We start from the raw sequence: 12,039 nt of genomic DNA on the forward strand, positions 1-12,039 counted from the left end.
TAAAAAAGCACCAACGTACTTTTTAGACAAAATGGGAGTGGGACAGAACTTATCTTGAAAAATTTAAGTTCGTAGTCCCACCCCCGCAAGGGTGATTAGGTGCTCTTTCAAGCTTGAAAAGCGAATAAAGAGTCCAATCACCTACTGCGTCATTCGCTTATCACTAAATTAGATAGAGACTGAGATACTTTTTGTCCGACCTCATGTAAAAATAGTATAACAAAAAGATGATATAAATGCAACGTTAGCAATAATCTAGTTGGTAACGGTCACTTCTCCTGTCTGATAATTTAATCGAATTCCTGTCTGTACGTTGGGGACAAAGACATTTATTTCCAGATTGTCGTCATTAGATTTGCCTTCAATATGCGAACCAACCGGCACCAAATCCTGTTCATTGGCATAAATCAAAGTCACCCGATACCGAACTCGTTTATTTTTGTCTAGTGCCTTACGTATCTTTGTTTCATAAAAATTTTGACCCGTAGAATAACTAGTATTGGCTTGATTAGCCCAAGCTGTTTGCACAGCGATGTTTTTCGGGTTGCTGGTCGAAGCATCAAAGCCTTTCAAGTTACCAATCAAGGCATAACCTAGCAGATGTCCACGGTCAACTGCATGATGATATTCACCCGATAAATGCTTCACCTGATGCCAGCCAGCAGGTGTCCAAGTTGTTGAACCATTACCTGTTTCTTCACGATTCCTATACTGACGAGTAGCTTTGGATAAAAGAGCATTAGCTACAGTCGGAACAGTCTGACCTCGAACAAGCTTGGTCTTATTATCCGCGTAAGGAACGCTTGCAATTTTGGCATCCAATGTTGTTTTATTTTCGTTGATTATAAAGGCTCCCGATCCATTCCATTCGATCTTTCCTTCGAGCTGTCGTTTAACGGATTCTGTCACAACACTCTGTGCTAATTCTTGACTGGGTGCTGCATGATTCATCCGAATACTTCGATTAATAGCAGAGCTATCAGAATGACTCGTACTAGTGCGATGATTGCTAAAAGAATAACCTCCCAGCGCAAGAACGAGTGCAAGAAATACGCCTACTACACTTTGCGCTACTTTCTGGTTGGACTTCTTTCTCGCCATTTCTCCCCCCTTTTTAAATAAATAGGAAGCGGGACTCAAAGCCAACTTCTACGAAATCACGACCTCTGTCTCACTCCCTTTTTCCTATCAATATTATTGTCTATTGTCCTGTGAATTTGCTAATAATCTCCTGCCACTTATCTGGCGATAAAATAGCCCATGGATTTTTTCCACCGTAGCCAACAACTAAGCCAAGTGCAAACAAAATCAAACCAAGCAACAAGACTGCTAGAACAATTCCAACTTGTTTTCCAACGTATTTCAAATCATTATTCATCGTCTTCTTCCTTCACTCGCTTAATAGAAGCACCTAAGTTAGACAACTTTTTATGGAACTGGTAATAGCCTCTGTCCAAGTGAGTTAGCTGTCCTACTTTTGTTTCACCTTCTGCAACCAAGCCCGTCAAAATCAGCGCTGCACTCGCACGCAAGTCTGTTGACATCACCTCTGCTCCCTGCAAGGCTTGACCACCAACGATACGAGCTGTGTCCCGCATAATTTCTGAGTGCAAGCCCATCCGACGCATTTCTTCCAGATGTTGGAAACGATTCTCAAAAACAGTCTCAATCATAGTAGACTCACCCTTGGCAACCGTCATCAAGGCTGTAAATTGCGCCTGCATATCTGTTGGGAAACCTGGATGAGGAAGAGTTTTTACATTGACAGCTTTTAGTTTAGACAAATCGGAACGAATCCGAATCCCTTTGTCCTCTTCGGTAACAGACACACCCATTTCCATCAATTTCGCGATGAGCGGACGATTATGCTCCCAGATAGCATCTTGCACAAGAACATTGCCACCTGTCATAGCAGCTGCTACCATAAAAGTTCCAGCTTCAATACGATCTTGCACCACGCTGTGGCTTGTCCCAGACAATTCCTTAACCCCAGTAATGGTTAATGTTTCCGTACCTGCTCCACGGACTTTAGCACCCATTTTGTTTAGCAAAACAGCTAGATCCACAATTTCAGGCTCCCGAGCTGCATTTTCAATAACAGTCACACCATCCGCTAACGTTGCTGCCATCATAATGTTTTGTGTTGCCCCTACACTTGGAAAGTCCATATAGATATGAGCTCCATGCAATCGATCAGCTTTTGCTTCGATAAATCCAGCCGTCTGCTTAATTTCTGCTCCCATTGCCTCTAAACCTTTCAAATGAAGGTCAATAGGACGGCTTCCAATCGTACAGCCACCCGGCATGGAAACTTTTGCGTGACCATTACGCACCAAAATAGGTCCTAATACAACAATTGAAGCACGCATTTTACTGACATATTTATAAGGCGCTTCTTCACTCAATGGCTGTGTAGCATCCACCGTAATTCTGTTTTCTTCTTGCTCAAAGGTCACTTTTGTATTCAACCCACGGACTACATTGTTCATTGTAAACACATCGGATAGCACAGGAACATTTGTAAGAGTTGTTTTTCCTGTTTTTGCTAAAATAGTGGCTGCAAGCAATGGCAAAACAGCATTTTTAGCACCTTCAATTTTAACCGAACCAACTAATGGATTTGAACCACCTTGTATAATAATTTTATCCATATTTTCTCCAAAACACTTATTTTATTACTTTTCTCATCTTATAAATTGCTATTAAATACATCACGTCCCAATGTATAGAGACTGAGGAAGAAAGAGCTGAGCAAAAAGCCTAATGCAATACTAAGCAGTAAAATTAAAAATCGAATTTTAAAAGCATTATCAGCATTCACTTTCAATAGTTTTTCCCAATTCACAACAATAGAAAGTAAGTGAAATGAAAGAAAAATAAAAATCATGTGGCTACTAAGCGTAAAAATTAACTGAATCATATCCCCATTATACCAAAAAAATAGATGAGAGCAAACTATCAGACACAAATCAGGTACTGATAACAAAAAAGCCATTATAAAAAGGCCAATTGGCCTTTTTTATAATCTTGTTCCAACGTTAATTCGGTTAATGGCGCGCTGAAGAGCGATTCTGGCACGACGTTCTTGGTCAATCAAATGCTTTTCCTGTGCTTCTTCAATAGCACGTTCAGCACGTAATTTTGCTCTTTCAGCACGACTGATGTCAATATCGCGAGCACGTTCAGCAGAGTCTGCAACAATGGTGATTACATTATCAGCCACTTCGACAATTCCACCATTCACAGCAATCCAATTGACATGATCTTCATCATCAATCCGCTTCACTTTGACCTCATCGACAGCCAAAACAGCAATCATATTTTCATGATGCGGTAAAATCCCCATTTCTCCATCAAGAGTTTTAACGGTAACAAACGTTGCATGGTGGTCAAAAACTAGACCATCAGGTGTCACGATTTGTACTGTCATTTGAGCCATAGGTCACCTCTTAAAATCCCATTTTTTCAGCTTTAGCAACGACATCTTCGATAGAACCAACACCACGGAAGGCATCTTCAGGAAGATGATCATATTTTCCTTCAAGGATTTCCTTAAAGCCACGAACTGTATCAGCAACTGGTACATAAGAACCTGGTTGCCCAGTAAATTGTTCAGCAACATTAAAGTTTTGTGACAAGAAGAATTGAATCCGACGCGCACGCGCAACCAAAGTCTTTTCTTCGTCTGACAATTCATCCATACCAAGGATTGCAATAATATCTTGCAATTCATGGTAACGTTGAAGGACACGTTTCACTTCTGCTGCTACAGCATAGTGCTCTTCTCCGACAATTTCAGGAGCAAGGGCACGGGAGCTAGAAGCAAGTGGGTCAACTGCTGGGTAAATCCCTAATTGCACCAATTTCCGCTCCAAGTTGGTTGTAGAATCCAAGTGAGCAAACGCTGTAGCTGGCGCAGGGTCAGTGTAGTCGTCGGCTGGCACATAGATAGCTTGGATAGAGGTTACAGAACCTTTCTTGGTTGACGTAATCCGTTCTTGCAATTGTCCCATTTCTGTCGCAAGTGTTGGTTGGTAACCAACGGCTGAAGGCATGCGTCCAAGAAGGGCAGATACTTCAGAACCTGCTTGCGTGAAACGGAAGATATTGTCAATGAATAACAACACATCTTGACCTTCGACATCACGGAAATATTCGGCAATGGTCAAACCAGTCAAAGCCACACGCATACGTGCTCCAGGTGGTTCATTCATTTGACCGAAGACCATGGCTGTTTTTTCAATAACGCCAGATTCTTTCATTTCCCAGTAAAGGTCGTTCCCTTCACGTGTTCGTTCTCCAACACCAGTAAAGACAGAAATTCCACCGTGTTCTTGGGCAATGTTGTGAATCAATTCTTGAATCAAGACTGTCTTTCCAACTCCGGCACCACCGAAAAGCCCGACTTTCCCACCTTTTAGATAAGGTGCAAGGAGGTCAATAACCTTGATTCCTGTTTCTAAGATTTCTGATGAAGTAGACAACTCATCAAAAGTTGGAGCTTTTTTGTGGATTGGTTGACGTTCTGCATCTTCACCAAAAGGAGCTTCCAAGTCAATGGTATCTCCTAAAACGTTAAAGACGCGACCGAGTGTTTCTTTCCCAACGGGGACAGAAATTGGACGACCAGTATCTAGGACTTCCATTCCACGAGTCAACCCGTCAGTTGATTCCATAGCAATGGTCCGAACCACTCCGTCACCAAGCTCAAGAGCTACTTCAAGGACGATTTTCGATTTATTTTCGTCATTTTTATAGACTACAAGTGCATTATTTATCTCAGGTAATTTATCACCAGCTGCAAACGCAACGTCAACGACTGGTCCGATAACCTGAGCAATTTTGCCTGAGCTCATTCTTTTCTCCTCTTTATATTTATTTTCTGTGACACTATTCTAGTGCACTTGCACCCGCCACAATTTCAGTAATTTCTTGCGTGATAGCTGCTTGTCTAGCACGATTATACTGAATGGTCAAATCATTGATAACTTTTTTCGCGTTATCTGTTGCTGTCTGCATCGCGGTCATTCCAGCTGCATTTTCTGCTGTTTTCGCATCAATAATCGCCCCGTAGATCATACTTTCAGCAAACTGAGGCAACAATTGATCCAAAATAACATCTCGGCTAGATTCCAATTCCAAATTCAAAACGTAGTCTTCGTCTGCTTCATTTGGATCCAAATCCACGATTGGAAGCATTTGTTCAACACGCATTTGGCTGGTCAAACTATTGACGTGGTGATTATAACAAACATATAATTCATCAAACAATTCGTTTTGGTACATTTCAACCGTTTTGCCAATGATTTTACGAACCTCATCAAAGCTCGGTTGATCTGCTAAACCACGTAGTTCATAAATAGGCTGAAGCCCGCGTGCCCGAAAGAAGTCCGAGCCCATACCACCGATTGAAATGATGACGAAATCATCTTTATCATGGTATTCTGCAAAAAGTTCCATCATGGATTTGAGAATGGTCGCATTGTAACCGCCAACTAAGCCGCGATCCGATGTAATAACGATATAAGCTGTTTTTTTCACCGGACGACTAATCAACATAGGGTGGTATTTGGAATTTTGCACTTCATGCCCATGAAGCAAATCTGTCAATAACTTTCTGACTTTAGAAGCATAGATTTGGAAATTCTTGGCCGCTTCTTCGGACTTTCCTAGCTTAGCAGCAGATACCATTTGCATGGCATTTGTGATTTGACTGGTGTTTTTTGTGGATGCAATTTTATTTTTTATATCATTTAATGAAACTGCCATCTGACACCTCTATTCTTACTTGAAGCTAGACTGATTGATAAATTCAGTAATTGCAGCATCTAAGACTGCTTCCTCTGGAAGGTCTTTTGTTGTACGAATGATTTCATAGAGGTCTTCATGATGAGCATCAAAGTAATCAAACAATTCTGCTTGAAAATGAAGAATATCATCAACCGGTACACTATCCAAGAAACCATGTGTCAAGGCGTACAAAATAACAACTTGTTTTTCAACTGGTAGTGGTTCATGAACAGGTTGTTTCAAGACTTCTACTGTCCGACGACCACGATTCAATTTTGCTTGTGTCGCAGCATCCAAATCACTACCAAACTTGGTAAATGCTTCCAGTTCACGATAAGAAGCAAGGTCAATACGCAAGGTTCCAGCAACCTTCTTCATCGCTTTTATCTGTGCAGAACCACCTACACGTGATACAGATGAACCGGCATCAATAGCAGGTCGAACACCTGCATTAAAGAGACTGTCGCTTAAGAAGATTTGACCGTCTGTAATTGAAATTACATTGGTTGCGATATAAGCGGAGATGTCTCCTGCTTGCGTTTCGATAAACGGCAGTGCTGTAATAGAACCACCACCTAATTCATCCGAAACTTTAGCAGAACGTTCCAAAAGGCGGCTATGAAGATAGAATACGTCTCCTGGGAAAGCTTCACGACCTGGTGGACGACGAAGCAAGAGTGACAGTTCACGATAAGCAACCGCTTGTTTTGATAAATCATCATAGACAATCAAAACGTGTTTGCCACTATACATAAATTCCTCTGCCATTGCTACACCTGCATAAGGTGCTAAAAACAGCAATGGTGAAGGTTGAGAAGCTGACGCTGTGACAACGATTGTGTAATCCAACGCTCCATACTGACGAAGCGTTTCTACTTGCGTACGAACCGTGGATTCTTTCTGACCAATGGCAACATAGATACAAATCATATCTTGTCCCTTTTGGTTCAAAATCGCATCAATCGCAATGCTTGTTTTACCAGTTTGACGGTCTCCGATAATCAATTCCCGTTGCCCACGACCGATTGGCACCAAAGCATCAATCGCTTTCAGACCTGTTTGAAGCGGTTCTGATACAGATTTCCGCTGCATAACCCCTGGAGCAGGTGTTTCAACTGGACGCGTCTTATCTGTCTTGATCTCGCCAAGCCCATCAACCGGACGACCGAGCGGATCCACAACCCGACCAATCAAAGCATCTCCGACAGGCACTTCCATGATTTTACCAGTTCGACGAATGGTATCCCCTTCGCGAATATCTGTGAAATCACCTAAAATGATAATCCCTACATCTGTTGATTCTAAGTTTTGTGCCATACCGTATGAGCCATTTTCAAAAATCAACAGCTCACCACTCATTGCATTGTCAAGACCATGAGCACGGGCGATTCCATCACCAATATATGTGACGACCCCTGTTTCTGTGACGTCAAAATTTGGCTGGAAATTTTCAATTTGTTGCTTAATTAAAGCGCTGATTTCTTGTGCGTTAATCGCCAAAATTCACACCACTTTCTATTTCAAATTTTCTTTTACTGTTTGTAATTGACGTTTAATACTTGCATCAATTGTCTTATTATTAGCTGTGATGATAAAGCCACCAATGAGGCTTGCATCCAGTTCTTCTTTTAAAGAACGAACCTGCAATCCAAATTTTCGCTCAATAATCGGAATAATTTTAGATTTTTGCTCCTCCGATAAACCTTGAACTGATTTGATTGTCACTTCAAATTCATTACTAATTTTTTCAAGCTGGTGAAGACTTTCTACTAAAATATCATAAAAAAGATCTTCACGATGATTATGAATAATAACTTCAATGAAATTGTCAATCAAGGATGAATCAGATCCTTGAAAATAACGAAGGCTTCTTTCTTTTTCTGTATCATCAACACCAATATTTGATAAAAAGGCAGCTAAATTTGTATTGTCAAAAATGTCTTTGATTTGCTGAAGCTTTTCAAAAACATCTTTTTGCTGACCTTTTTCAATCACGAGTTGGACAAAAGGTGTGGTATATTTTTCAATTACCGCATATCTTTTTTTGTCCATTAAGCATCTCCTAGCTTGTCAATATAGCGGTCAATGAGCTCTTTGTGAGCTTCTTGATCCAATTTTTGACCTAAAATTTTGCTAGCAAGATTTACAGTCAAATCGGCTACATCACCTTTGATACTGTTCATGGCTTCTGCTTTGGTTTGAGCGATTTCTTGATTAGCCTTTTCTTTTAAACGTCCAGCTTCATCAGCTGCATCTGCCAAGATTCCTGCTTTGTTTTTCTCAGCAGTTTCTTTGGCATTTTCAATAATTGTTGTCGCTTCTTGACGACTACCCGCTAATTCTGTTTCTCTCTTTTGAGCTAAATCTTCTGCTTTTTGACGAGCAGACTCTGCGCCATCAATATCATCTGAAATCTTTTTGGCACGTTGCTCAAAAGTACTTGTAATATTATCCCAGGCAAATTTCTTAATTAAAACGATTAACAGAAGAAATGAGCCTGCAACAAGGATAAAATCCCCAATAAGACTACCTAAAGTAATATTCATCTCTTTTCTCCCTTCTATTCCTCACCGTTAATTTTCTTACCCAGATACATAGATGTCAACATGGTAAACACGTATGCTTGAATACATGAAATAAAGACTGAAAAAGCAGTCCAAATGAGATTCAATACAAAAGCTACCGGATACCAGAAGACAGCCTGATGAGATAAGGTCGCAAGTAAGCCAGATAATACTTCACCCGCATAAATATTTCCGTAAATCCGCAAAGCCAAAGAAGCAAAATTGGTGAATTCTTCCAAAATATTCATTGGAGTCATTCCAACAGGTGTCGCAAAAGCTTTGAGATACGCTTTCACCCCACGTCGGCGAATCCCTTCAATGTGACAAATCAAGGTAATCAAGAATGAAAATCCTAGGTCAAATGCAAGATTAGCTGTTGGAGATGTCCACAAGTTATATCCCTTGGTTGTCTGCACTTTTGCCGTCAAGCCAAGGTTATTAGCTACTGCAACGAAAAGGAATAAGGAAAAGATAAATAGAGAGTAATTCTTCATATACTTATCGCCAATATTGCCCTTTGTAAAGCCAATGACAAAATCATAGAGGTATTCTAAGACGTTTTGCTTACCAGAAGGCTTTAGAGTCATTTTCCGACTAGCCCAATAGACGAAAGCAAATACGATAAGTACGGTTAGAAGAGACATAGCAAGTAGAGTCAAATCAAAGGTCACAGGACCTAAAGTGATAGTTGGATTTACACTTTCTTCCAACGAACTCCACCCCCTTTTCTAAAGAATAACTTCCTTTTCTTATTTAATGATGAATGACATCGCAAGTGTTACGAAGAAAGTACCTTCGATAAAGGCAATCCCCATGATCATAAGCGTTCTCAACTGACCAATGATTTCTGGTTGACGTGATGCTGATTTAAATAGATTTGCCATTAAAAAACCTTCAGCGAGCGAAACACCCATACAGGCAAGACATAATCCAAAAAATGTTAAATTCATCATGAATTCTCCTTTATGTTTAAAATTTACTTACTTAGTTTAGTCCTAAAAATTCTTTTTGTCAAATGTTTTTGTCTTTTGGAAACGTTTTATACGGATTTCTTTCAATTTCCAAAAAAGTAGGCTATCCTGCAACAATTGTGGTTTTAAAATAGTAGTAAAACGAACTTGATCCCACTATCAGTTTGTTGATGTGGAAATAGCTATTTCCAATTATCGAATTTTGTTTCCCTATATATGTATATTATAGGCAATCTTTATCGATTAAATATAGACAAAAACTACAATTCACTTTTTCAACAAAGAGGCTGGATAGGTCCCAGCCCCTAACTTAATCCTTTTTCAGGTTCCAAATTTCTTTGGCGTATTGTTCAATCGTATCATCTGATGTGAATTTATCAGACGTTGCGATATTAACAAGACTCATGCGCGCCCATTTTTCTTTGTCGCGATAGAGTTGATCAATCTTTTCTTGTGCGGCTACGTATGAAGCAAAGTCTTCTAGAAGGAAGTATTCGTCATTGTGTGTAATCAAAGCTTCATAAATCTCAGAACCTTCATTTCGGACATTTGGAATAGTTCTGTCCACAAAGCTATCCACCACACGGCGAACCACAAGATTGCTTTCATAAACACCGCGTGAGTAGTAATCATGACGGGCATAATGGTCATAGACTTCATCTTTGTCCATACCGAAAATTACAATATTGTCATCTCCGACTTCATCTTTGATTTCAATATTGGCTCCGTCAAGGGTTGCCAGAGTAATGGCGCCTGTCATCATGAATTTCATATTAGATGTGCCGGAAGCCTCCTTGGAAGCGAGCGAGATTTGCTCTGACACATCTGCAGCAGGAATGATGAGTTCAGCCAAGCTGACCCGATAATTTTCAAGGAAAACAACCTTTAGCTTGCCTTGTAGACTCTCATCATTATTGACAAGATTAGCCACTTCGTTGATCAATTTGATAACAGATTTGGCAAAATGATAACCTGGCGCTGCTCTCGCACCAAAAATGAAGACACGTGGCACCATATCTTTATCAGGATTGTCTTTTAAATCCCAATATAATTTAAGGATATGGAGTAAATTGAGCAATTGACGCTTATAAGCGTGAAGCCGCTTCACTTGTACATCAAAGATAGCTCCCGTTGATACTTCTACTCCCGTAGATTCTTTGATGAAAGCCGCTAAACGCGCTTTAGCTTCTTGCTTGACATTATAAAATTCACTCAAAACTTGTCGGTCATCTTTGTAAGCTAAAAGCCTGCGAAGTTCATGAATGTCTGTCCGCCAGCCGTTACCAATCAAGCGATCAATCTCATTTGACAATGGTTCATCTGCAATTTGCAACCAGCGACGTTGAATGATACCATTTGTTTTATTATTGAATTTTTCAGGATAAATGGCATAAAAATCACGGAGCGTATCTTCTTTGAGAAGTTCTGTGTGAAGTTTTGCCACCCCATTGACCGAATGACCTCCAATAATCGCAAGATGCGCCATATGGACTTGATTATCTTTGACAATCCGAGTATTTTCAATCACTTGCGGATCAATACCGCGTGCAGCCATATCAGAAACATAGCGATTGTCAATTTCAAGAATGATTTGGTAAACACGAGGAAGAACATTTTTAAAGAGTTCCGCATCCCATTTTTCTAAGGCTTCTGAAAGAATGGTGTGATTGGTATAACTCATCGTCTTTACTGTTGCATTCCAAGCGTCTGCCCATTCAAGACCGCAGTCATCAAGTAAAAGCCGCATAAACTCTGCTGGTGCAACCGCTGGGTGGGTATCGTTGATATGAACCGATACCTTTTCATGAATTTGCTCTAAAGGCAGCCCTTGCTTCCGATAAGATTTGATAATCGTCTGCAAGCCGGCACTGGTCATGAAATATTCTTGAATCAAGCGCAGTTCTTTTCCTTCATAGCTTGAATCATCTGGATACAAAATAGCTGTGATATCTTGTACTTTGCGGCGTGCTTCAATTGTTGGATATTCTAGCTCATATTCTTCAGGAATTTCGACATCCCAAAGGCGAAGATTGTTGACAACGTCATTTCCAAAACCAATTTGTGGCACGTCGTAAGGTACTGCACGAAGAGTTTGTGAATTTTCATAAACAGGAACGATCCGACCTTCCTTGTTGGCTTGAAGATAAACATTTCCAAAGATTTTAACATCTACAACATCATGATCTTTCCGCGTTTCCCAGACGTTTCCTAGACTACCAAACCAATCATCCGGTAATTCGACTTGATAGCCATTTACAATTTTTTGTTTGAAAAGTCCGTAGCGATAGCGGATTCCATTACCAAATCCAGGATAACCTGTGGTTGCCAATGAATCCATAAAAGCTGCTGCAAGACGACCAAGACCGCCATTCCCTAGCGCCATATCGTACTCAGCCTGTTTGACAGCTGTAAAATCAATACCTAATTCATCAAATCCTTCTTTGACAACATCGAGGATTCCAAGATTTAGTAAATTGGTTTCCAGCATTCGCCCAGGCAAAAATTCAATAGAAAAGTAATAAGCAATTTTTTGCTTGTCTTCTACTAATTTGTTTCGTCGCTCCAACCACATAGGAGTGATGTATTTACGAATTGTACGTGCTAAGGTTTGAAACAGTTCTGCCGAAGTGGCATCTTCTACTTTAATCAATTGTTCTTCATGCAAAATGTCCTTAAAATCATGAAGAAATTGCTCTTTTGTTAGTTCCATTTCT

At 40.2% G+C, this 12,039-nt stretch carries 13 protein-coding genes; all 13 read right to left on the minus strand.

The genetic code is table 11. The annotated features are described in order from the left end of the window. Nucleotides 1-255: 255 nt before the first annotated feature. The gene (locus HMPREF2634_RS01105) at nt 256-1,101 is read right to left on the minus strand and encodes a DNA/RNA non-specific endonuclease (protein WP_021001513.1); all 846 of its coding nucleotides are present in this window, start codon (nt 1,099-1,101) and stop codon (nt 256-258) included. 100 nt (nt 1,102-1,201) lie between these two features. Next, nucleotides 1,202-1,378: a DNA-directed RNA polymerase subunit beta gene (locus HMPREF2634_RS01110; RefSeq protein ID WP_041784006.1), complete on the minus strand. Its 177-nt coding sequence runs from the start codon at nt 1,376-1,378 to the stop codon at nt 1,202-1,204. After that, nucleotides 1,371-2,651, minus strand: a complete 1,281-nt coding sequence (gene murA, locus HMPREF2634_RS01115; RefSeq protein WP_021001512.1) for a UDP-N-acetylglucosamine 1-carboxyvinyltransferase — start codon at nt 2,649-2,651, stop codon at nt 1,371-1,373. The genes HMPREF2634_RS01110 and murA overlap by 8 nt, the downstream gene beginning before the upstream one ends. A 38-nt stretch (nt 2,652-2,689) precedes the next feature. Beyond that, nucleotides 2,690-2,920, minus strand: coding sequence for a DUF1146 family protein (locus HMPREF2634_RS01120; RefSeq protein ID WP_041784005.1), 231 nt, complete (start codon nt 2,918-2,920; stop codon nt 2,690-2,692). 99 nt (nt 2,921-3,019) lie between these two features. Next, a complete protein-coding gene (locus HMPREF2634_RS01125) occupies nt 3,020-3,439 on the minus strand; it encodes a F0F1 ATP synthase subunit epsilon (protein ID WP_070836116.1) in 420 nt (139 codons plus the stop codon). Nucleotides 3,440-3,449: 10 nt separating this feature from the next. Continuing rightward, nucleotides 3,450-4,856, minus strand: coding sequence for a F0F1 ATP synthase subunit beta (atpD, locus tag HMPREF2634_RS01130; RefSeq protein WP_003030503.1), 1,407 nt, complete (start codon nt 4,854-4,856; stop codon nt 3,450-3,452). A 34-nt stretch (nt 4,857-4,890) separates the two neighbouring features. Further along, nucleotides 4,891-5,769, minus strand: coding sequence for a F0F1 ATP synthase subunit gamma (locus HMPREF2634_RS01135; protein WP_003030484.1), 879 nt, complete (start codon nt 5,767-5,769; stop codon nt 4,891-4,893). Nucleotides 5,770-5,784: 15 nt separating this feature from the next. Beyond that, entirely contained in the window at nt 5,785-7,290 is a 1,506-nt protein-coding gene (gene atpA / locus HMPREF2634_RS01140) for a F0F1 ATP synthase subunit alpha (RefSeq protein ID WP_003030489.1), read from the minus strand. Between the two features lie 15 nt (nt 7,291-7,305). Beyond that, nucleotides 7,306-7,842: a F0F1 ATP synthase subunit delta gene (locus tag HMPREF2634_RS01145; protein WP_021001510.1), complete on the minus strand. Its 537-nt coding sequence runs from the start codon at nt 7,840-7,842 to the stop codon at nt 7,306-7,308. Further along, entirely contained in the window at nt 7,842-8,336 is a 495-nt protein-coding gene (atpF, locus tag HMPREF2634_RS01150; protein ID WP_003028058.1) for a F0F1 ATP synthase subunit B, read from the minus strand. The genes HMPREF2634_RS01145 and atpF overlap by 1 nt, the downstream gene beginning before the upstream one ends. Nucleotides 8,337-8,350: 14 nt before the next feature. Next, nucleotides 8,351-9,064: a F0F1 ATP synthase subunit A gene (gene atpB, locus HMPREF2634_RS01155; protein WP_021001509.1), complete on the minus strand. Its 714-nt coding sequence runs from the start codon at nt 9,062-9,064 to the stop codon at nt 8,351-8,353. Nucleotides 9,065-9,103: 39 nt separating this feature from the next. Next, the gene (locus tag HMPREF2634_RS01160) at nt 9,104-9,304 is read right to left on the minus strand and encodes a F0F1 ATP synthase subunit C (protein WP_003025282.1); all 201 of its coding nucleotides are present in this window, start codon (nt 9,302-9,304) and stop codon (nt 9,104-9,106) included. A gap of 331 nt (nt 9,305-9,635) precedes the next feature. Beyond that, nucleotides 9,636-12,035 carry a glycogen/starch/alpha-glucan phosphorylase gene (locus tag HMPREF2634_RS01165; RefSeq protein WP_070836118.1) on the minus strand — a complete coding sequence of 800 codons (2,400 nt, stop codon included), beginning with the start codon at nt 12,033-12,035 and terminating at the stop codon, nt 9,636-9,638. Between the last annotated feature and the right edge of the window lie 4 nt (nt 12,036-12,039).

The organism is Streptococcus sp. HMSC034B03 (assembly GCF_001838575.1).
GTDB classification, from domain to species: domain Bacteria; phylum Bacillota; class Bacilli; order Lactobacillales; family Streptococcaceae; genus Streptococcus; species Streptococcus anginosus.

Bases quoted from the DNA above. Each gene is read 5' to 3' on its own strand.
- HMPREF2634_RS01105 (WP_021001513.1), bottom strand. From the start codon at position 1,101: ATGGCGAGAAAGAAGTCCAACCAGAAAGTAGCGCAAAGTGTAGTAGGC.
- HMPREF2634_RS01110 (WP_041784006.1), bottom strand. From the start codon at position 1,378: ATGAATAATGATTTGAAATACGTTGGAAAACAAGTTGGAATTGTTCTA.
- murA (WP_021001512.1), bottom strand. From the start codon at position 2,651: ATGGATAAAATTATTATACAAGGTGGTTCAAATCCATTAGTTGGTTCG.
- HMPREF2634_RS01120 (WP_041784005.1), bottom strand. From the start codon at position 2,920: ATGATTCAGTTAATTTTTACGCTTAGTAGCCACATGATTTTTATTTTT.
- HMPREF2634_RS01125 (WP_070836116.1), bottom strand. From the start codon at position 3,439: ATGGCTCAAATGACAGTACAAATCGTGACACCTGATGGTCTAGTTTTT.
- atpD (WP_003030503.1), bottom strand. From the start codon at position 4,856: ATGAGCTCAGGCAAAATTGCTCAGGTTATCGGACCAGTCGTTGACGTT.
- HMPREF2634_RS01135 (WP_003030484.1), bottom strand. From the start codon at position 5,769: ATGGCAGTTTCATTAAATGATATAAAAAATAAAATTGCATCCACAAAA.
- HMPREF2634_RS01145 (WP_021001510.1), bottom strand. From the start codon at position 7,842: ATGGACAAAAAAAGATATGCGGTAATTGAAAAATATACCACACCTTTT.
- atpF (WP_003028058.1), bottom strand. From the start codon at position 8,336: ATGAATATTACTTTAGGTAGTCTTATTGGGGATTTTATCCTTGTTGCA.
- HMPREF2634_RS01160 (WP_003025282.1), bottom strand. From the start codon at position 9,304: ATGAATTTAACATTTTTTGGATTATGTCTTGCCTGTATGGGTGTTTCG.
- HMPREF2634_RS01165 (WP_070836118.1), bottom strand. From the start codon at position 12,035: ATGGAACTAACAAAAGAGCAATTTCTTCATGATTTTAAGGACATTTTG.